Origin of the sequence: Nocardia araoensis NBRC 100135, from assembly GCF_000308435.1 — a bacterium.
GTDB lineage: Bacteria > Actinomycetota > Actinomycetes > Mycobacteriales > Mycobacteriaceae > Nocardia > Nocardia araoensis.
This window is the reverse complement of the sequence record NZ_BAFR01000200.1, coordinates 1-22196: the sequence shown is the minus strand read 5'-3', so window position 1 is coordinate 22196 and position 22196 is coordinate 1. Positions and strand designations below refer to the sequence as shown.

Genomic DNA, 22196 nt, shown 5'->3' with positions numbered 1-22196 from the left:
ATGGCGAGCTGGCCAGCGAGTAGCAGCGCGCGACCGAACCGGTCCGGTCGCTGGGGATGCGCAGGGTGAGGAATTGTCCCGGCTGGTAACGGAACTTCTCGGCCAGTTCGTCGGGAACGTCGAAGACCAGCGAGCGGGTGTCGGCCGTCTCGGCGATGACCGCGGACACCCGCAGCACGACCGAGCGCGAGCCGTGGGGAACCTCGACAGTGGTCATGTCGTCCTCTCGAACCTGGCACGGGCATCCCGCGACGCTAAAACTAGAACGTGTTTCAGTTTCATCGTACGTCGGTCGTCGCCTGGCGGACAAGCTGGGCCTCCAGGCCGGCGATCAGCACGTCCATGCCGAAGTCGTAGGAGTAGCGTCCGCGCAGGTCGCCGATGTACCGGGTGGCCCGCTCGACGACCGGCGGCAGCGTGACGTCGGCCGGTGCGGATCGGTCGCGCGGGTTCACCCGGCTGCGGCCGAACAGATAGGTGTGGATGGTCGCGTAGGCGGCGAGGATGTCGCGATCGCCGAATCCCGCCGAATCGAGGATGTCCATGATCGCGCTGATCAGATCCAGCTGTTTGCCCAGCATCTGCTCGATCAGGATGTCGCCGAGGCCGCGATGCTTGCGCAGCTTCTCGTCGATCTGGTCGACGAGATCGCGCAGCCGATCCTGCCACGGCCCGGATTCGGCAGGTGGCGTGCGTACTCCGGTGAGCGCCGCGCTCGCGACGAGGTCGAGCAGCTCGCGCTTGTCGGCGACGTAGTAGTAGGGCGCCATCGGGGAGACGCCGAGTTCGCGCGACAGTCGCCGCATCGACAGTTTCTCCACGCCGTCCTCGCGTACCACCCGCAGCGCGGCTTCGACGATCTCGGACTCCGACAGTGTTCGATTCGTGGTGCTCGCGGGCCCTCCGTGGTTACGCAAGCTTCCGCCTCCGGGCCTGATGCGCACACCGCGGTGTGCTGCCGCCCCCGTTCGCCTGCATTCGTCCGACTCCCATGCCACCTCTACCACTGCGGGCGTGCTGCCCGTCACATTCTGTTCAGCTGCTTGCCACCCGCAGTCTAGAGCGCCGGGCATCGGTCGCGTGGCCGCCCGTTCCACTCGGCTCGCGGCGGGATGGGCTCCGTGCCCGGGACGCGCGGCGGCCGGTACCTCGGGGTCGAAAAGTGAAACCTGTTGTTTTGTCAGTTTATGACGTTATTGTGTGAGCACGGACTGCACCGGGCAGTTCGCACACGGATCGTCCTCGCGGAGGTAGCCATGCCGGAATACGGGTCCACCGGACACGCAGACACCGACAACACCGGACGGATGGAGGCCGCCGCCGCGCGGTCGGCCGAGGAGGCGCCGCTGGTCGAGGAGAGCCTCATCGAAGAGGTGTCCATCGACGGCATGTGCGGCGTCTACTGACGGGCGGTCGACGACGATGCTCGATCTCGATACCCGCTGGCAACTGCATCCGCGAGTGGCGCTGCGTCCGGAGCCGTTCGGCGCGCTGCTCTACCACTTCGGCACGCGCAAACTCTCCTTCCTGAAGAGTCCGCGGATCGTCGAGATCGTCCGCTCGCTGCCGGAGCACGCCTCGGCCCGCACCGCCCTGCGCGCCGCGGGCGTGCCGGAGGCGAGCACGGCGACTTACGTCAAAGCGCTGACACAGCTCGCCGAATCCGACATGATCATCGGTGCGCCGGCCGGCGCACCGACGGCGCCCTCCGTCGCGAGCGCGGCCACGGCGCCGCCGTCGACGGCGGGGGTGGTCCCGCCGTCCGACGCGGCGGTGCGCCTGGTGGACCGCTTCGAGTCCGGTCTCGCCGCGCCGATCTGCCTGACCTGGGAACTCACCTACGCCTGCAACCTGTCCTGCGTGCACTGCCTGTCGTCCTCGGGCCGCCGCGATCCGCGCGAGCTCAGCACCGAGCAGTGCAAGGCGCTGATCGACGAGTTCGAGCGCATGCAGGTGTTCTACGTGAACATCGGCGGCGGCGAGCCCACGGTGCGCCCGGACTTCTGGGAGCTGGTCGACTACGCGACCGCCCACCACGTGGGCGTGAAGTTCTCCACCAACGGGGTCAGGATCACGCCCGAGGTCGCGGCCCGGCTGGCGGCCAGCGACTACGTCGACGTGCAGGTGTCGCTGGACGGCGCCGACGCCGAGGTCAACGACGCCGTACGCGGCCCGGGCTCCTACGCCATGGCGATTCGCGCGCTGGAGAACCTCGCCGCCGCGGGTTTCCGGGACGCGAAGCTGTCGGTGGTGGCGACCAGGCACAACATCGCGCAGCTCGACCAGTTCCGCGCCATCGCCGAAAGGTACGGCGCCACCTTGCGTTTGACCAGGTTGCGGCCGTCCGGCCGGGGTGCGGACGTGTGGGACGAGCTGCACCCGACGCCCGACCAGCAGCGCGTTCTCTACGACTGGCTGCTGCGCAACGGGGAAGGCGTGCTCACCGGCGACTCGTTCTTCCACCTGTCGGCGTTCGGCCAGGCGCTGCCGGGACTGAACATGTGCGGCGCGGGCCGGGTGGTCTGCCTGGTCGATCCGGTTGGCGACGTCTATGCCTGCCCCTTCGCCATTCACGACCGGTTCCGCGCCGGAAACGTCGTGGCCGACGGCGGTTTCGAGGCCGTATGGCGGTCATCGGAGCTGTTCGGGGAGCTGCGCGAGCCGAGCGGCGGCGGCGCGTGCGCGTCGTGCAGCCATTACGACGCCTGCCGGGGCGGCTGCATGGCGGCGAAGTTCTTCACCGGACTGCCCGCCGACGGCCCTGATCCGGAATGCGTGCAGGGTTACGGCGAGGCGGCGCTGGCCGACACGGCGCGGATGATCCCGCGTTCGTCGGTCGACCATTCCCGCCGGGTCGCGCCGCGCGCCGGACGCAAGGGCGGGCCGGTCCCGTTGACGCTCAGCGCGACGCGCCCGGCCGGATTCACGCCGGAACGCCGCCCGGCGCGGGCCTGCGACGAGAGCCCGCTGGCGTGAAGCCATTCACTTTGCTGAAAGTGCGCTGATGGTACGGGTGTGGCTATCGCGCGGTCATCGACCGGGCGATAGCCGTGACATTGCCGGATGCTGGGAAATGGGTGCGAGCGAACGCTCGGCATCTGGTGCGGCGCGAGGTGGTTCCGGTCGCGGGCCGGTTTCGCCCGGAATTCTGCCGATTTTTCCGGACTGTTGATGTCTGCCCGCGAAACTCCGCCTAGCATGCCAGGAATGCGCCATGATCGCCTGCCCGATGGATTCGGGGTGCGGATCGATCCTCGGGTACGCGCATACTCCGGCGGGCGGGTGCTGATCGGCGGTTCGCCGACCAGGTTGCTGCGACTTGCCCCGGAGGCCGCCGAGATGATCGGCGACGGGTACCTCGAGGTGACCGACCCGAAGTCCGCTGTCGTTGCCAGACGGCTGCTCGACTCCGGAGTGGCCAACCCGCGCCCCCGGCTGCTGCCGTCGCCGGAGGACGTCACCGTCATCGTGCCGCTGCACAACAACGCCGAGGGGCTCGCGCGGTTGCTCGCCGCGCTGCGCGGGCACAACGTCATCGTGGTCGACGACGGCTCCGACCAGCCGGTGCAAATCCCGCGCAACCGCGGCACCCGGTGCCGGGTGACCGTGCTGCGGCACGACCGCAAGCAGGGGCCCGCCGCCGCGCGCAACGCGGGTTTACGGGCGGCGACAACCGACTTCGTCGCGTTCCTGGATTCCGACGTGGTGCCGCGCAGCGGGTGGCTGGAAGTGATGCTCGGCCACTTCAGCGACCCCGGGGTGGCGCTGGTCGCCCCGCGGATCGTCGCGCTCGACCCGGAGTCCAACGCGCTGGCGCGCTACGAGCACACCCGCTCCTCGCTCGATCTGGGCAGGCGCGAGGCGGCGGTGCACTCGCGCGGGCTGGTGTCCTATGTCCCGAGCGCGGCGCTGCTGGCGCGGCGCAGGGCGTTGCTGGAGCAAGGCGGATTCGACGAGTCGATGCACGTCGCCGAGGACGTCGACCTGTGCTGGCGGCTGGAGCGGGCGGGCTGGCGGCTGCGCTACGAGCCCGCGGCCCACGTGGCGCACGACCACCGGGTGTGCTTCCGCGCCTGGTTCGGCCGAAAGCTCTTCTACGGCACCGGCGCGGCGCCGCTGGGCGAGCGGCACGCGGGAACGGTGTCACCGCTGTCGGTGCCGTCCTGGACGCTGCTGGCCGCGTTCCTGTTCGCCACGCTCACCAAGTGGGGACTGCTCGGCGGGATCGTCACGCTGATCACCGCTCTGGCCCGGTTGCGCCGCGTCTTCGCCGGGCTGGACAATCCGACCCGGATCGCCGCGATCTACTTGGCGCGCGGCTTCTTCGCCGGACTGTGGCGGCTGGCCTCGGCGATGTGCAGGCACTACTGGCCGATCACGCTGCTGGCGATGGTTTTCTCCCGGCGGGTGCGGCAGATCGCGATCACCATGGCCGTCGCGGACGGTTTGGCCGACTGGTTCACCCACCGCGACGCGGGCGGGCTGGATCCCGTGCGCTACACGGTCTACAAACGCCTCGACGACATCGCCTACGGCACCGGCCTCTGGCTCGGCGCGTTCCGCGCGCGCAGCGTGGAAGCGCTGAAACCCACCACACCGTCCCGCTGATCGACCCGAATCACCCGCGATGACCTGGATCTTGCCCGCACCCTCGCCGCGCCGCTCGCCGGCGACGCGGACCGCGCCGAGATACTGAACGGGAGTCCGAATGGCCGACACGCTCATCGTCGGGGGCGGTACCGCCGGGTGTGTTCTGGCGGAGCGGTTGAGCGCCGATCCGGCGCACACGGTGCGGCTGCTCGAAGCCGGACGACTGTGGGCCAGCCGCGACGCGATGCCCGCCGAATTGCTGGACGCCGCGTCGCTGCCGATCGGTCCGGAGGCGTCGTGGCTGTGGCGTTACGAGGTGGTTCTCGCCGACGACCCGCCGGTGCAGGCAACCATCGTGCGCGGCAGAGTGATCGGCGGCTCGGGGGCGATCAACGGCGGTTACTTCGTCCGTGCCACCGTGGCCGATTTCGACGCATGGAGCCGGGTGCTCGGCGGCTCGGACGCCTGGTCGTTCGACTCCGTGCTTCCGCTGTACTGCCGGGTCGAGCGCGACCTGGACTTCGGCGCGCAACCCTGGCACGGCGACCGCGGCCCGATTCCCGTGCTGCGCAGCTCGGATCCCGCGCCGGTGAGCGCGATGTTCACGGAGGCGTGCCTGGCATCCGGGTTCGCCGAGGTGCCCGATCTCAATGCCCCCGACAGCGGCGAGGGGGTGGGCGTGGTGCCGTGCAATTGCGACCAGGGCAGACGGATCGGCCCTTCGATCGGCTATCTGCTGCCCGCGCTGGGCCGCCCGAATCTGACCGTCGCCGGGGAGACGTCGGTCACGCGGGTCCGCTTCGAGGGCACCCGGGCGGTCGGCGTGGACTACGTGCGCGACGGAGAGAGCGGCACCGAGTGGGCCGACCGCATCGTGCTCTGCGCGGGTGCGATCGAGTCGGCCGCGCTGCTGCTGCGCTCCGGCATCGGCGACCCGGCACAGCTGCGCTCACTCGGTATCCCGGTCGTGCACGCCGCCCCGGTCGGCTCCTGGCTCAGCGATCATCCGGAAGTGGGCATCTCCTACCTGCTGCGACTGGCCGAACCGCCGACCGTCCCGCTGGAGACGGTGCTCGAGGTCGACGATGTCGAAATCCGGCCGTACGCCGTGTCGTTCACCCCGGGGGTGCACAGGCTCGGCGTCACCCTGATGCGCCCGCAGTCCTCCGGAACGCTGCGCTTGCGGTCGGCCGACCCCGACGCCGCGCCGTTCATCGACTATCGCTATCTGACCGCCGAACCGGATCGGGCCCGATTGCGCGACGCGGTGGCGACCGCGGGCGGGCTGCTGCGACGAATGAACGCGCGGCCGGTCGATCCGATTCCGCGGCCCGCGGATCTCGACGCCTGGTTACGCGCGAATCTCGCCACTTCGCAACATTTGTCCGGCACCTGCCGAATGGGCCGGGAAAACGATGCGGCGGCCGTGGTGGACGAGCAGTGCCGGGTGCACGGAGTAACCGGATTGTCGGTGGTGGATCTGTCCGTCGTGCCGGTCCCGCTGGGGCGTGGACCGCAGGCCACGACCATGATGATCGCGGAAAAGGCGGCGGCACAGCTGCGCTCGTGAAGTGAAAGACGGTTCGGTCACAATTTGCCGGGATGCGCACCGGGTGTGACCTGGCGGACAAAGCCGAACATCGGCCGTTCCCGCCCTGAATGCGCCGGTACAGTTTGGGGCGGAAAGAAAGGCAAATGGTCAGCAACATCGCAGGTGGGCGACCCCCACGGCCGGGCGTCGAGCCGGGCGCCCAACTCGGTGCGCTCGAAGTCTACGCCGCGCAGGCGCACGGACATCTCGGCGCGGGTGGCGATCAACTTGCCCGCCTCGCCGGTCTGCTGCGCCCCGCCGTGCTGGAGTCCTGGCTGCGCAGCTTGCGCGGCGGTGTCGACCCGATGGACGCGGTCGACGGCCGCGGTCTGCGCGGCGCCGACCTGCAGCGCTATTTCCAGGCCCACCCGATCGCCGCGCTGATGCCGCTGATCGACAAATTGCTCGTACAGGACACGGCCAGAACGGGTTTGATCGTCGTGGTCGCCGATCAGTTCGGCCGGGTGCTCTCGGTGCACGGCGGCGCCGAGCAGGTCGCGGCCGCCGCGGAGATCGGTCTGCGCGCCGGTGACGACCTGAGCGAGCGCCGCGTCGGGACGAACGCGGTCGGCTTGGTGGTGCGCACCGGGCGCGCCGCGTGGATCCACGGCCCGGAACACTTCCTGCACCGGATGCACCAGATCACCGGAGCCGCGGCCCCGGTGCACGATCCGGACGGCAGGCTGGTCGGTGTGCTGATGATCGCCGGCGGTGTCCGCGTGGCGAAACCGGAGATCCTCGCCCTGGTCAAAGCCACGGCCACGGCCGCGGAGATGGACCTGATGCTGAACGCGATGCGCGCGGGCGAGCGCCGGACGGATGGCCGGGGCAGGCGCGACCCGGCGCAGCCGCACCCGGCGGGGCGGCTCGCGCTCGACGTGCTCGGCCTCGGACAGCCGCAACTGAGCGTCGCGGACGATCGGGTGCCCCTGTCGCAGCGGCATGCCGAGATCCTGTTGCTGCTGGCCGAACATCCGGAGGGGCTCGGCGCCGATCATCTCGCACTGCTGCTCGACGACACCGACCTGGACAACGGCACCATCCGCGCGGCCGTGTCCCGGTTGCGGGCGGTGGTCGGTCCGACGGTGTTCGGTTCGCGGCCTTACCGTTTGCGCGTTCCGGTCGCAACCGATGTGGAAGCCTTGCGCGCCGCACTCGACTCCGGTGATGTCGATTCCGCATTACGGCTCTATGCCGGGCCGGTGCTGCCGCGCTCGACCGCGCCGGGCATCATCGATATTCGCGACGAACTGCGAGTCCGATTGCGCACCGCGGTGCTGGCTTCGGGCGAAGCGGCGGTGCTGCGCCGGTGGACCGCGTGCCCGGAGGGGCGCGACGACGCGGCGGCGTGGTCGGCCTACCGGGCCACGGTCGATCGTGACTCGCCGCTGTATGCGCAGATCGAGGCCAAGATCCGGGTACTGGACCGCCGCCTCGGCGCCGATGCAACGCGAATGCAACGTTTCGGCTCATAGTCTGCACAGCCATCGGCGTCGCCGCGGTCGGATGTGATCGCGCATTGCGCTTTGCCCTGGACTTCCGGCCCTGGTAGCCACGTTGGACAAGCGTCCAGAAGTTTTTAGTGCAAATAGTTCCTTTTTATTAACGAACCGCCTAATGTTCGCAATGCACGGATCACGACCGTGTGACGTAGCTGACATAGCCGTGGTACCCGCTCCACGGCGATGACGTTGGAGGATCGGCGGCTTTCCACAGCGAGTGTGCCTGACGCATCGCTCGCGCTCTCATCGAATCGCACGTGGTGGTCGACGCCATGCGCCCGGGCTGGGCAGCCGGGTGCAGCGGCTTGTTCGTGCTGCTCGAAAGCGTTCGGACAGCCGCTGTTCCGCCGAGTAGGAGGCTCTGGTGCACGATACGGAGTTGGGTGGGTCCAGCGCGTTGCCGCCGCGTTCCGTCGAGCCGGAGCCGTCCCGGGCCGCACCCGAGCCGTTCGACCTGGCGCCTGCGCAGCTCGGCGTCTGGTACGCGCAGCTGCTCGACCCGGACGTGCCGATCAACGTCGCGCAGTACGTGGACGTGCGCGGTGAGCTGGATGCCGTTCTGCTGCAAGAAGTCTCGATCGAAGCGGCCCGCGAGTACGAGTCGGTGCTGGTGCGGCTCGGGGAGTCCGGCGGCGTCCCGCACCAGTGCGTCGATTTCGGGCTCTCGGTCGACATTCCGCTGATCGACCTGCGCGACCAGGCCGACCCGGTGGCCGCGGCGCTGGCCTGGATGCGCGCGGACGCGAGCGCACCGGTCGATCTGCGCACCGGCCGGTTGTTCGCGGGCGCCGTGCTGCGCGTCGCCGAGCGACGGTACTTCTGGTACCTGCGGGCCCATCACATCGTGCTGGACGGTTACGGCGCGCTCACCAACACCACGCGGGTGGCCGAGCGGTACACCGCGCGGGTGCTCGGCGCCGAACCCGAGGCCGTGCGGCCCGCGCCGCTCGCCGCGCTGACCCAGGCCGAACTCGCCTATCGGAGCAGCCCCAGGTTCGAGTCCGATCGCGCGCACTGGGCCGCGCGGGTGGCCGGACTGGACGGCGCCACCAGCCTCGCCGGTCGCGTCGCGCCCCGCGGCGCGACCAACCTGATCGCCGGGCGGGCGCTCCCGACGGATCTCGTCGGCCGGATGAACGCGCTTGCCGCGAGCGAGGATTCGACGCTCGCGGTGGTGCTGCTCGCGGCGTTCGCCGCCTATCTGGGGCGGCTGACCGATCGGGACGAGGCGGTGCTGAGCCTGCCGGTGACCGGGCGCACCACCGCGGCGCTGCGGCGCTCGGCGGGCATGCTGTCGAACATCGTGCCGCTGCGGTTGCCGGTGGACGGCAGCTGGGGTGCGTTGCTGCGCGCCACCCGCGTCGAGGTCGCGGGCGCGCTGCGCCACCAGCGCTACCGTCACGAGGACATCCGGCGGGACGCCGAAGCCGCCGCCGGACCGGCGCACCGCGGGCTGTTCGGGCCGCTGGCCAACATCATGCTGTTCCGCAGTGACCTCACCCTCGGCGCCACCGTGGGGCGCTACCACGTACTGTCCACCGGTCCGGTCGAGGATTTGAGTCTCAACGTCTACTACGGCGACCGGGACCGGGTGCACGTCGACTTCGAGGCCAATCCGAACCTGTACACCGCCGACGACGTCGCCAGGCAGCACGCCCGGTTCCTCCGGTATCTGGAGCGCCTGGTCGCCACCGAGCCGGACACCGCGCTGGCCGCCGTCGAGATCGCGACCGAGCTGGAACTCGAGGTCAGCACCCGGATCTGGAACGAGACGGGTTTCGACGTGGAAGCGCAGCTGCCGGGTCGCGCCGGGGGCTTCGCTCCCGTGGCGACGCTGGTGTCGATGTTCGAGGCGCAGGCGGCCCGCACGCCGGGCGCGGTGGCGCTGCGGGCCGCCGGTGCGCCGGACCTGACCTATCGCGAACTCGCCGCGCGCAGCAATCGGCTCGCCCGCAGGCTGATCGCCCTCGGCGTCGGGCCCGAAACGCTGGTGGCCCTGCACTTGCCACGCTCGCCGGAACTGGTGATCGCGATATACGCGGTGCTCGCCGCGGGCGGCGCGTATCTACCGCTGGATCCGGACCACCCGCCCGAGCGCACCGCGCACATCCTGGCCACGGCCCGTCCGGCCTGCGTGCTGGTCGCCGGGGACGAGCAGCCGCCGGAGCTGTCCGGTCTGCCGATGGTGCGGGTGGACCTGGCCGACGAGACGGTCGGGGCTGGGCCGATATGGGACCGGGAACGAGTCGCGGCCCTGCGGCCGGAGCACCCGGCGTATGTGATCTTCACCTCTGGATCGACCGGTCTGCCCAAGGGCGTCGCGATCAGCCATCGCGCGATCGTCAACCGGTTGGTGTGGATGCAGCAGACGTATCGACTCGCAGCGAACGATGTTGTGCTGCAGAAGACACCGGCCACATTCGACGTATCGGTATGGGAATTCTTCTGGCCCTCGCAGATCGGCGCGACGTTGGTGCTCGCCCAGCCGGACGGGCACCGCGATCCCGCCTATCTGCGCCGGGTCATCGACGAATACGGCGTTACCACAGCGCATTTCGTGCCATCGATGCTGGCGGCATTCCTCGCCGATCAGCACATCGCCTTCCGCACGCCGCTGCGCACGGTGTTCGCCTCCGGGGAGGCCCTGCCCGCCGCGCTCGCCCAGCGGCTGCGCGCACTGACCGGCGTTCGCCTGCACAATCTGTACGGTCCGACGGAAGCAGCGGTCGACGTCACCTTTCACGAAGTCGCCGACACCGATACCCTCTCGGTGCCGATCGGCGCGCCGGTGTTCAACACCAGGCTCTATGTTCTCGACTCGCGGCTTCGGCCGGTGCCGGTCGGGGCTCCGGGTGAGCTGTATCTGTCGGGGGTACAGCTCGCCCGGGGCTACGTAGCGCGACCGGAACTGACCGCGGCGCGGTTCGTAGCCGACCCTTTCGGCGGCCCCGCGCGGGCGGGGGACCGGATGTATCGCACCGGTGACCTGGTGCGATGGACCACGCACGGCGAGCTGGAGTACGTCGGGCGCACGGACTTCCAGGTGAAGTTGCGCGGCCTGCGCATCGAACCGGGCGAGATCGAGGCCGTGCTCGCCAGGGTGGATGCGGTGGCCCGCGCGGTGGTCGTGGTGCGCGACGACGCGGGCGTCGGCCCGCGATTGGTGGCCTACGTCGTGGCGGCGCAGCCGGGCGCGGTGCGGCCGGAGCAGCTGCGCGCCGCGGCGGCCGAGGCACTGCCCGGCTATATGGTGCCGTCCGCCTACGTCGTGCTCGACACGTTGCCGGTGAACGCCTCCGGGAAACTGGATCGCGCCGCTCTCCCCGCCCCGAGCAGGGTTTCGCCGGGCTACACCGCGCCCGCCACCCCGGTGGAGCGGGCGGTCGCGCAGGTGTTCGCCGAGGTGCTCGGTAACAAGCTGGTCGGTCGCGACGACGACTTCTTCGCACTCGGCGGAAACAGCTTGGTGGCCACGCAGGTCGCCGCTCGGCTGTCCGCCGACCTGAACTGCCCGCTCGGAGTCCGCGACGTGTTCGCCGCCTGCACGGTGGCCGAACTCGCCGGACTGGTCGAGCGGGCCGGTGGATCCGGCGGCGCGTCCTTGGTCGCGCAGCTGCGGGCACGGCCACGGCCGCCGCTGGTTCCGCTTGCTCCGGCGCAGCAGCGCATCTGGTTCCTCAACCGGTTCGAGCGGGCGGGCGCGAGCTACAACATGCCGTTCGTGGTGCGGCTGCGCGGCACGGTGGACGTCACCGCGCTGCGGCAGGCGCTCGACGATCTGGTCATCCGGCACGAGGTGCTGCGCACGATCTTCCCCGCGCTGCTGCCCGGCGACGGCGCGGGTCCGGCCGCACGGCAGGTGGTGTTGTCCGTGGCGGAGGTGGCGGGCGCGCCGGAGTCGATTCGCGCCGCCGAACTCGACGGGCGCCTGCGCGCGTTCGCCGCCGGTGGCTTCGACCTGGAACGCGAGATCCCGATCCGGGCCGCGATCTTCGCGGTGGACGACGGCAGTCACGCGCTCGCGCTGGTTCTGCACCACATCGCCGCCGACGGGCTCTCGCTGCGCGTGCTCGCTCGCGACGTGATGACCGCGTACGGGGCCCGCCGTGGCGGCAGCGCGCCCGCATTGGCCCCGCTGCCGGTGCAGTACGCCGACTACAGTCTCTGGCAGCAGGAGCTGCTCGGCTCCGCCGACGATTCGTTCGCGGCCGCTCGGTTGTCGTTCTGGACCGACGCGCTGGCGGGCGCGCCCGACCAGCTCGACCTGCCCGCCGACCGGCCCCGCCCCGCGGTCGCCTCCGGTCGCGGCGCGGTGTTCGGCTTCGAGCTGCCCGGAGAACTGGTCGCCCGGATGCGCGAACTGGCCCGCGCGCAGGGCGTTTCGACCTTCATGCTGACGCACGCCGCGCTCGCTGCGCTGCTGGCGCGGCTGTCCGGCGGCGACGACATCGTGATCGGCACCCCGGTCGGCGGCCGGGGCGACCGCGCGCTCGACGACCTGATCGGCATGTTCGTCAACACCCTGGCGCTGCGGACCAGGCTGGACGCCTGCGAGCCGTTCACCGCGCTGCTGGCGCGGGTCCGCGAGGGCGACCTCGCCGCTTTCGGCCATGCCGAACTGCCGTTCGAGCGGGTGGTGGCGGCACTGGATCCGCCGCGCTCGCAGGCGCGTCACCCGCTGTTCCAAGTGCTGCTCGCCTTCGACAATGCCGAGGCAATCGCCTTCGAACTACCCGAACTGTCGGTCGCCACCAGTACCCTGGACACCGGAGTGACCAAGCTGGATCTCCAGCTCACGGTCACCGAGAACGCCGCCGGTGCCGGACACGGGGAAGGTTCGGTACCGGCGGGGGTTCCCGCGGAATTCACCTACGCCACGGATCTCTTCGACGAAGCCACCATCGCGGGTTACGCGGGCAAGCTGATCGGCTTCCTGTGGGCGATCACCACCGATCCCGGAATCGCGGTGCGCGATCTGCCGCTTCTGGACCCTGCCGAGCGAGCGCGCGTCCTCGCGGCGGGGCAGGCCTGCGCCGGCGCCCAGGATTCGGCGGAGACGTTGCTCGCCGCCTTCGAGGAACAGGTGCGCCGCACCCCGCACGCGGTCGCCGTGCTCGACGCCGAGCGGCGGCTGACCTATGCGGAGTTCGCGGGCGCGGTCAACCGGCTGGCGCGTCGGCTGATCGTCGCGGGTGTGGGACCCGAGCGGCTGGTCGTGCTCGGCCTGCGGCGTTCGGTGGATCTCGTGGTGGCCGCGTACGCGGTGCTCACCGCCGGGGGCGGGTATGTGCCGGTGGACCCGGACCAGCCCGCGGCCCGCATCGCTCAGGTGATCGAAGCGGCGCGCCCGGTGTGCGTGCTGACCCGAACTCGGGACGTCTCGGAATTCGCCGAGCGGTGCGCGCTCGCGGAGCTTCCCGCGACGCGGATCGTCGCGGTTGACGGTCCCGAGGTCGCCGAATACTCCGACGCGCCGGTCGGCGACGCACATCGCCTCGCCCCCTTGCACGCGTCCTGCACCGCGTACGTCATCTTCACCTCCGGTTCCACCGGCCGCCCCAAAGGGGTTGCGGTGCAGCACGATGCGGCCGTGAACCAGATCAGGTGGATCGCGGACGAATACCGGATCGACGCGAACGATGTCGTGCTGTTCAAGACACCGGCCACCTTCGACGTGTCGGTGTGGGAGCTGTTCGCGCCGCTCACCCGTGGCGCACGGATCGTGGCCGCCGACCACGACGGGCACCGCGATCCCCGGTATCTCGCCGCGACCATCGCCGCGCACGGGGCCACGATGACCTCCTTCGTTCCGTCGATGCTCACGGTGTTCGCCGACGCTGCCGCGCCGGAGGACATCGCGTCCTTGCGCACCGTGCTGGTCGCGGGGGAGGCGATGACCGGCGAGGCCGCGGCCGCGTTCGCCGCGGTGAGCCGCGCGCGGCTGCACAACCTCTACGGGCCTACCGAGTTCACCGTGCATGCCACCTACGCCCCCGTGAATTCGGCCGCGAGCGGTCCCGCGCCGATCGGACGTCCGGTGCCGGGCAGCCGGGCCGTGGTCCTGGACGAACGGTTGCGGCCGGTACCGGACGCCGTGATCGGCGAGTTGTACCTGTCCGGCGTGCAGCTGGCCCGCGGCTACCACGGTCGCGCCGACCTGAGCGCGGAGCGTTTCGTCGCCGACCCGTACGGACCGGCGGGCAGCCGGATGTATCGGACCGGGGATCTGGTGCGCCGCCGCCGCGACGGCGCGCTGGAGTACTTGGGCCGCGGTGATTTCCAGGTGAAACTGCGCGGGCAGCGGATCGAGCTCGGCGAGATCGAGGCCGCCCTGCTCGCCATGGAGGACGTGCGCGCGGCCGCGGTGCGGGTCGTCGCGCAGCCATCGGGCGAGATGCTGGCCGCCTACGTGGTCGGCGCGATCGCGCCCGATCGGCTCGCCGCCGAGCTGGAGCAGCGGTTGCGCCTGGTGCTGCCTTCGTACATGGTGCCCACCGCCTACGTCCCGCTGACCGCGATGCCACTGACTCCCTCCGGCAAGCTCGACCGTAAGGCGCTGCCCGACCCGGCTCCGGTCACCAAGACCTTCCGTGCGCCCGGCACGCCGGAGGAGCGGACCGTCGCGGCGGTGTTCGGGCAGGTGCTCGGCGTCGACCAGGTCGGCTCGGACGACGATTTCTTCGCACTGGGCGGTAATTCGCTGGTCGCCACGCAGATCGCGGCCCGCCTGGCGGACGCGCTGGACACCGAGGTGCCGGTGCGGGCGCTGTTCGAGTATCCGACCGTGGCGGCGCTGGCCGCGCAGCTGTCCGGCGGCGGCCGGGCGCGGGAACGGATGCCGCTGGTCGCCCGGGTTCGCCCCACGCTGGTTCCGCTGTCCTACGCGCAGCAGCGCATGTGGTTCCTGAACCAGTTCGACGCGGCCTCGGTGGCCGACAATCTGGTCGCCGCCATCCGGCTGTGCGGCGCGCTCGATCGGGCGGCGCTGGCGGACGCGGTGGTCGACGTGCTCACCAGGCACGAGTCCCTGCGCACGGTTTACCCGGCGGCGGAGGGTATTCCGTATCAACGGGTGCTCTCGGTCGAGGAGTCGCGGGTCGCGCTGGTCACGGAATCGATCGACGAGCGACGGCTGGCGGAGCGGATACGCGAACTGGTGGCAACGCCCTTCCAGGTCGATCGCGAGCCGCCGGTGCGTCTGGTCCTGCTGCGCCTCGGCGCACAACTGCATGTGCTCGTCGTCGCTCTGCATCACATCGGCGCGGACGGCTGGTCGCTCGCACCGCTCACTCGCGATCTCATGCGCGCCTATGGCGCTCGCCGCGCGGGTGGGGCGCCCGACTGGACGCCACTGGCCGTTCACTACGCCGACTACGCGTTGTGGCAGCGGGAGATCCTCGGCTCGGAGAACGATCCGGATTCGGCGCTGGCCGAGCAGATCCGGTTCTGGCGGGACGAGCTGGCCGGTGTGCCGGACGTGCTGACGCTGCCCGCCGATCGACCGCGCCCGGCCGTAGCGTCGGGTCGCGGCGCGCGCCACGCCTTCACCATCGACGCCGCGACGCGGCGCCGGTTGCGCGAGATCGCGGACGGGGCGAACGCCTCGCTGTTCATGGTGTTGCACGCGGCGTTCGCCACGCTGCTGGCCGGATTGTCCGGGCAGCAGGACATCGTGATCGGCACCCCGGTAGCCGGTCGCGGTGAACGTGCGCTCGACGAGTTGGTCGGCATGTTCGTCAACACCGTCGTGCTGCGCGCCGACGTCCGGTCCGAGCTGCCGTTCACCGGCCTGGTCGCGGCGGTGCGCGATCGCGATCTGGCCGCCTTCGCCCACGCCGACGCACCGTTCGAGCGCTTGGTCGAGGTGCTCGCGCCGGAGCGGTCGGCGGCCAGACATCCGCTGTTCCAGGTCATGCTGGATTTGCAGAACACCGCACGCACCGAACTCGAGCTGCCCGGCCTGACCGTATCCGGGCTCGATATCGACACGGGGACAGCGAAATTCGACCTGCATCTGTCCGTTGCGGAGGCGGTGGACGGTTCCGGTCTCGCCGCCGTCTTCGAGTACGCGACCGATCTGTTCGATCCCGCCACCGTCGCGTCGTTCGCACGGCGCTTGCGCCGGGTACTCGACGCGGTGGCCGCCGATCCGGAGGTGCCCGTCGGCGCGATCGACGTGCTGAGCCCAGGGGAACGGGCCCGCATCCTCGACACCTGGAATGCCACCCGCCACCCCGTGGATCCGGCCGCGACGCTCGTGGCGCTGTTCGAGGCGCAGGCGACGCGGACGCCCGAAGCGATGGCGGTGAGCTGCGACGGCGAATCGCTGACCTACGCCGAGTTCGCGATCCGGGTGCACCGGTTGGCCAGGCTGCTGGTGTCGGTCGGTGTGCGGCCGGACCAGTCGGTGGCGGTGGGCATGCGGCGGTCGGTCGATCTCGTGGTGGCCCTGTACGCGGTGCTCGCGGCCGGGGGAGCTTACGTACCGATCGATCCGGAGCATCCGGCCGAGCGAGTCGCCGACATGCTGCGGACGGTGGGTCCGGTCTGTGTGCTGACCCGGTCGGAGGACGGGCTCGACCTGGCAGGCGAGGACGCCGGGATGTGGGCGGTGCTCGATATCGACCTGTTCGACACCGGGGACTACTGCGGTGAACCGCTGGCCGATGCGGATCGTCTCGGCACGCTGACGCCGTCGAATACGGCGTATGTGATCTTCACGTCCGGTTCGACGGGTCGCCCGAAGGGTGTCGCCGTCTCGCATTCGGCGATCGTCAACCGCCTGGTGTGGATGCAGAGCGCCTACCAGTTGACGCCCGCTGATGTGGTGTTGCAGAAGACGCCTGCGACGTTCGATGTGTCGGTGTGGGAGTTCTTCTGGCCGTTGCAGATCGGTGCGCGGTTGGTGGTGGCGAGGCCGGACGGGCATCGTGACCCGGCCTACCTGGCGGAGGTCATCAGCGCGGAGAAGGTGACCGTTACTCACTTCGTGCCGTCGATGCTGGCGGTGTTCGTGGCGGATGCGGCTGCGGCACAGTGTGTTTCGTTGCGTCTGGTGTTCGCCTCGGGTGAGGCGTTGCCGCCCAAGCCCGCGCATCGTTTGCGGGAGTTGACCGGCGCGTTCCTGCACAACCTGTACGGTCCGACGGAAGCGGCGGTCGACGTCACTTTCCACGAGGTGGTGGACGCCGACACGGAGACGGTGCCGATCGGTGCGCCGGTGTTCAACACGCAGGTGTTCGTGTTGGATGCGCGGTTGCGTCCGGTGCCGGTGGGTGTCGCGGGTGAGCTGTATCTCGCGGGTGTTCAGCTCGCACGGGGTTACGTCGCGCGCCCGGATCTGACGAGTGATCGGTTCGTGGCGAATCCGTACGGGGAGCCCGGCGCGCGGATGTATCGCACCGGTGACCTGGTGGCGTGGACCGAGCACGGCGAGCTGGAGTACCTGGGCCGTACCGACTTCCAGGTCAAGCTGCGTGGTCTGCGCATCGAACTCGGTGAGATCGAGTCAGCGCTCACGGGTCTCGAGGAAATCGCCCAGGCGGTGGTGATCGTGCGCGACGACGCCGGGACCGGCCAGCGGCTCGTCGCCTACCTGGTCCCCACATCCGGCGCCGATCTCGATCTCGGCGCGCTCGAAGCGACGCTCACCCGGCGACTACCGGCGTACATGATCCCCTCGGCCTATGTCGTGCTGCCCGAGCTCCCGGTCAATGCCTCCGGCAAGCTGGACCGTCGCGCACTGCCTGCGCCCGCAGTCGAGCCGGCGCGGTTCCGTGCGCCCGCGACGCCGGTGCAGAAACTCGTCGCCGCGGCGTTCGGCGAACTGCTCGGCGTCGACCGGGTGGGGCTGGACGACGATTTCTTCACTCTCGGCGGCAACTCGCTCACCGCCGCCAGGGTGGCGGCCCGGCTCGGCGCCGCGCTCGACACCCGGATACCGGTGCGGGCGCTGTTCGACGCGCCGACGGTCGCCGCATTGGCCGCACGCGCCGAAACGCAGCGCGGCGACGGCGGGCGCGTCCCGCTGCGCCCGCGTCCGCGGCCGGAGCGCATCCCGCTGTCCCCGGCCCAGCAGCGCGTCTGGTTCGTCAACCGCTTCCACGCCGACGAGCAAGCCGGGCCCGCCGACGCGATCGACAGCATCCCGGTCGCGCTGCGGCTCTCGGGTGACCTCGACATCTCGGCGATGATCACGGCCTTGGCCGATGTGGTCGCCCGGCACGAGATCTTGCGCACCGTCTACCCGGACGGCCCGGAGGGGCCGGAACAACTGGTCCTGCCCCAGTCCGCGCCCGACCTCCCCGTCGTACGAGTGACCGAAACCGCTCTGCCGGACCGGCTTCGGGAGCAGGCCGCCGCGCCCTTCGATCCGACCACCGAGACGCCGCTGCGCGCAGCGCTGTTCGTGATCGACGGCGCACGGTCGGAGTACGTGCTCGCCCTGGTGCTGCACCACATCGCCGCGGACGGATTCTCGCTCGGACCGCTGGCCGAGGATCTGATGACCGCCTACTCGGCGCGCCGGGCGTCCGTCGCTCCCGCGTGGGACCCCCTGCCGGTGCAGTACGCCGACTACACGCTCTGGCAGGCCGATCTCGCCGACGTAGAACGGCAGCTCGACTACTGGCGCGACACCCTGGACGGCCTGCCGGAGCAACTCGAACTACCCACCGACCGCCCGCGTCCTACGGTCTCCTCCTATCGCGGCGCGACCCACCGCCTGCGGATCGATTCCGATCTGCACAGCGAATTGGGCGAGCTGGCGCGCAAACGGGAGACCACGCTGTTCAGCACGGTGCACGCGGCCTTGGCGGTGCTGCTGGCCCGGCTGTGCGGCGGCTCGGACATCGCGATCGGCACCCCGGTCGCCGGACGCGGTGACGCGGCGCTGGACCGGCTCGTCGGCATGTTCGTGAACACGCTGGTGCTGCGCACCGCCGTCGACTCCAGAGCCAGGTTCGAGACCGTGCTGGACGCGGTGCGCGACCAGGACCTCGACGCGCTCTCGCACGCCGACGCGCCGTTCGAGCGGCTCGTCGAGCTGCTCGCGCCCACCCGCGCCCGTAACCGGCATCCGCTGTTCCAGGTGGCGCTGACCTTCCAGAACTTCGCCCTGCCCGAGCTCGAGCTGCCCGGGCTGCGGGTGCGCGCGCAGGAGTTCGACGCCCCCGTCGCCGAATTCGACCTCCAGTTCACCGTGCTGGAGTCCAACGACCGGGACGGGCGCGCCGACGGCATGCAGGTCGAGATCCGGTATGCCGCCGACCTTTTCGACGCATCGTCGATCGCGGTTCTCGGCAGGCGGTTCACCCAGGTGCTCGCCGCGATCGCCGCCGATCCCACGGTGGTCGTCGGCGACATCCAGTTGCTCAGCGCCGAGGAGCAGCATCGCGCCCTGTACGAATGGCCGGTCGGCGGAGCCGGCATCGCGGACGTCGCCGGCAGCTTGGCCGAGCGTTTCGCACGTGCCGCCGCGCTGGACCCGGCCGCCGTCGCGGTACGCGACGGCGCGCGGTCGCTGGCCTATGCCGAACTCGACGACTGGTCCAACCGGTTGGCGCGGCGGTTGGTCGCCGCGGGCGTCGGACCGGAAACACTGGTGGCGGTCGCGCTGCCCCGCTCGGCGGAACTGGTGGTCGCGCTGCTCGCAGTGCTCAAAGCGGGCGGCGGGTACCTGCCGATCGATCCGGCCTACCCGGACGACCGGATCGAGTACGTCCTGGACGACGCGCGGCCGATCTGCGCGATCGCGGGCGCGGCCACCGAGTTGCCGCGCGGCTGGTTCGGCGGACCGGTGATCGATGTCGCCGCGCCGAACCTGACGGAATTCAGCGGCGCTGCGGTCTCCGACGCCGACCGGCGCGCACCGCTGCGCCCCGGCCACGTGGCCTACGTCATCTACACCTCCGGCTCCACCGGCAGGCCCAAAGGCGTCGTGGTGCCGCACCGCAACGTGCTGCGGCTGCTGGACAACACGCGGCGGCGCTTCGGCTTCGGCCCGGCGGACGTGTGGACGCTGTTCCACTCCTACGCCTTCGACTTCTCGGTATGGGAACTGTGGGGCTCGCTGCTGTCCGGCGCGACGGTGGTGGTGGTCGACTACTACACCTCGCGCTCGCCCCGGCAGTTCCGTGAGCTGCTGATCGCCGAGCGGGTCACCGTGCTCAACCAGACGCCGTCGGCGTTCTACCAGCTCGTCGCCGCCGATCTGGCCGAGCCGGAACCCGCCGCGTTCGCGTTGCGCACCGTCGTCTTCGGCGGCGAGGCGCTGGAGCCGCAGCGCCTGGCCGGTTGGTTCGCCCGCTACCAGGACGCGCCCCGTCTGGTGAACATGTACGGCATCACCGAGACAACGGTGCACGTGTCCTATCGCGAGATCGACGGGCACACCGGCTCCGCGAGCGTGATCGGCGCGGGGCTGCCCGGGCTGACCGTTCGCCTGCTCGACGACCGGTTGCGGCCGGTTCCGGTGGGCGTGCCCGGTGAGATCTACGTCTCCGGCGGCCAATTGGCACGCGGCTACTTGCGCCGTCCCGCCCTGACCGCGGGCCGCTTCGTCGCGGACCCGTACGCGGGCGACGGATCGCTCACCTATCGCTCCGGCGATCTGGCCCGCTGGACGGCCGACGGCGAGCTGGAGTACCTCGGGCGCGCGGATCAGCAGGTGAACCTGCGCGGCTTCCGCGTCGAACTCGGTGAGATCGAGGCCGCGCTGCTGGAGGCGTGCGACGCGGTCCGGGAAGCGGCCGTGGTGGTGCGCACCGACCTGGTGGACGAACCGCGCATCGTCGCGTACGTGGTGGCCGCGGACGACTCGATCGACACCGCCGCGCTGCGCCAAGCCTTGGTGTATCGGCTGCCCGAGCACATGCTGCCCGCCGCGATCGTCGCGGTGCCGCGCATCCCGTTGACGGTCAACGGCAAGCTGGACCGCGCCGCGCTGCCCGCGCCACGGTTCCAATCGACCGCCTACCGAGCGCCGTCCACACCGAGCGAACGGATCGTGGCCGAGGTGTTCGCCGACGTGCTCGGCGCGGAACACGCCGTCGGCGCCGACGACGACTTCTTCGCGCTGGGCGGCAGCTCCCTGCTGGCCGCGAAAGCGGTCACCCGGATCGGCGCGGCGCTGGGCCGGACGGTCGGTGTGCGGGCGCTGTTCGAAGCTCCCCGGGTCGCGGACCTCGCGGCGGCGGTGAGCGCGGTGGCCATGGGAGGCACCCGGCCCGCGCTGGTGGCGGCGGCGCGTCCGGAGCGGATCCCGCTCTCGCCCGCGCAGCAGCGCATGTGGTTCCTCAATCGGTTCGACGGGTCCTCCACCGCCTACAACATCCCGGTGGCGCTGCGGCTGTCCGGGCGGCTGGACGTGCCCGCGTTACACGCCGCGCTCGGTGACGTGATCGCCAGGCACGAGGCGCTGCGCACCCGCTACCCGGAGATCGACGGCGAACCGGTGCAGCTCGTCGAACCCGCCGTCATTCCCGAGTTGCGGCCGATCGATGTCCCGGAAGACGAGATGCCGCAGCGGATCAGGGAGCTGGCGGAGGCGACCTTCGACGTCACCGCCGAGATCCCGGTGCGGATACGCCTGTTCCGCGTGGTCCGCACGGCCCCGCGGCCCGAATTCGTGTTGGCGGCGGTGCTGCATCACATCGCCGCCGACGGCTCCTCGGTCGCGCCGTTCGTGCGAGACCTGATGGCCGCCTACACCGCGCGCCGTGGCGGTGTCGCGCCGGAGTGGACGCCGCTGACCGTGCAGTACGCCGATTACGCACTGTGGCAACGCGAACTGCTCGGCGCCGAGGACGACCCCGACTCGGTGGCGGCCCGCGAGATCCGATTCTGGAACAGGACACTCGCCGGACTGCCGGATCAACTGGCGCTGCCCACCGACCGCCCCCGCCCCCCGAAGCGGACCTCGCGCGGGGACAAGGTTCCGCTGACGATCGGCGCGCGGCTGCACGCGGATCTCGCGGCCCTCGGCCGCAGGCACGGCGCGACGCTGTTCATGGTGGTGCACACCGCGTTCGCGGTGCTGCTCGCGCGGTGGTCGGGCGCAGGCGACATCGCGATCGGCACGCCGGTGGCCGGACGCGGCGCGGCCGAACTGGACGACGTGATCGGGATGTTCGTCAACACCCTCGTGTTGCGCGTCGGTGTCGACGGCGGCGAATCGTTCGCCGGACTCCTGGCCCGGACGCGGGCCGCCGACCTGGCGGCGCTCGAGCACGCGACCGTGCCGTTCGAACGTCTGGTGGAAGTACTCAACCCGGCGCGCTCCACCGCACGACACCCGCTGTTCCAGGTCGGCTACTCGTTCCAGAACCATGAGCGCGCACAGCTGCGGCTGCCCGACCTCGACGTCCGCGAGTTCGACTTCGACAACGGCGTCGCGCAATTCGACCTGCACCTGTTCGCGGTGGACGCCTACGACGCCGACGGCGCGCCCGACGGCATCGAGCTGTCGCTGCGCTACGCCACCGATCTGTTCGAGTGGGCGACCGCGTTCCGGT

7 protein-coding genes and 2 pseudogenes are annotated in these 22196 nt (G+C 70.7%); 7 read left to right on the top strand and 2 right to left on the bottom strand.

Going from position 1 to position 22196, the window contains the following annotated elements; translation table 11 throughout:
- Together ON21_RS25930 and mftR2 are read right to left on the bottom strand one after the other, a co-directional pair.
- Positions 1-217, bottom strand: a pseudogene (locus ON21_RS25930) (3-ketosteroid-9-alpha-hydroxylase); the annotation flags it as partial.
- 61 nt (positions 218-278) lie between these two features.
- Positions 279-917 carry a mycofactocin system transcriptional regulator MftR2 gene (gene mftR2 / locus ON21_RS25925; protein ID WP_051021356.1) on the bottom strand — a complete coding sequence of 213 codons (639 nt, stop codon included), beginning with the start codon at positions 915-917 and terminating at the stop codon, positions 279-281.
- Positions 918-1307: 390 nt separating this feature from the next.
- Here mftR2 and mftA point away from each other — a divergent pair, with 390 nt between their 5' ends.
- The 7 genes and pseudogenes from mftA to ON21_RS25900 form a co-directional block, all read left to right on the top strand.
- Positions 1308-1406, top strand: a complete 99-nt coding sequence (gene mftA / locus ON21_RS38720; protein WP_157170973.1) for a mycofactocin precursor MftA — start codon at positions 1308-1310, stop codon at positions 1404-1406.
- Positions 1407-1422: 16 nt separating this feature from the next.
- A pseudogene (gene mftB, locus ON21_RS40840) lies at positions 1423-1617 on the top strand (mycofactocin biosynthesis chaperone MftB); the annotation flags it as partial.
- Positions 1618-1668: 51 nt separating this feature from the next.
- Positions 1669-2976, top strand: coding sequence for a mycofactocin radical SAM maturase (mftC, locus tag ON21_RS25920; RefSeq protein WP_373281155.1), 1308 nt, complete (start codon positions 1669-1671; stop codon positions 2974-2976).
- Positions 2977-3207: 231 nt separating this feature from the next.
- The gene (gene mftF, locus ON21_RS25915) at positions 3208-4608 is read left to right on the top strand and encodes a mycofactocin biosynthesis glycosyltransferase MftF (protein WP_039801873.1); all 1401 of its coding nucleotides are present in this window, start codon (positions 3208-3210) and stop codon (positions 4606-4608) included.
- A 100-nt stretch (positions 4609-4708) separates the two neighbouring features.
- Positions 4709-6160 carry a mycofactocin dehydrogenase MftG gene (gene mftG / locus ON21_RS25910; protein ID WP_039801871.1) on the top strand — a complete coding sequence of 484 codons (1452 nt, stop codon included), beginning with the start codon at positions 4709-4711 and terminating at the stop codon, positions 6158-6160.
- A gap of 125 nt (positions 6161-6285) precedes the next feature.
- Positions 6286-7656: a GAF domain-containing protein gene (locus tag ON21_RS25905; RefSeq protein ID WP_039801869.1), complete on the top strand. Its 1371-nt coding sequence runs from the start codon at positions 6286-6288 to the stop codon at positions 7654-7656.
- A 391-nt stretch (positions 7657-8047) separates the two neighbouring features.
- A partial coding sequence (locus ON21_RS25900; protein WP_039801867.1) for a non-ribosomal peptide synthetase occupies positions 8048-22196 on the top strand: 14149 nt, incomplete at its 3' end.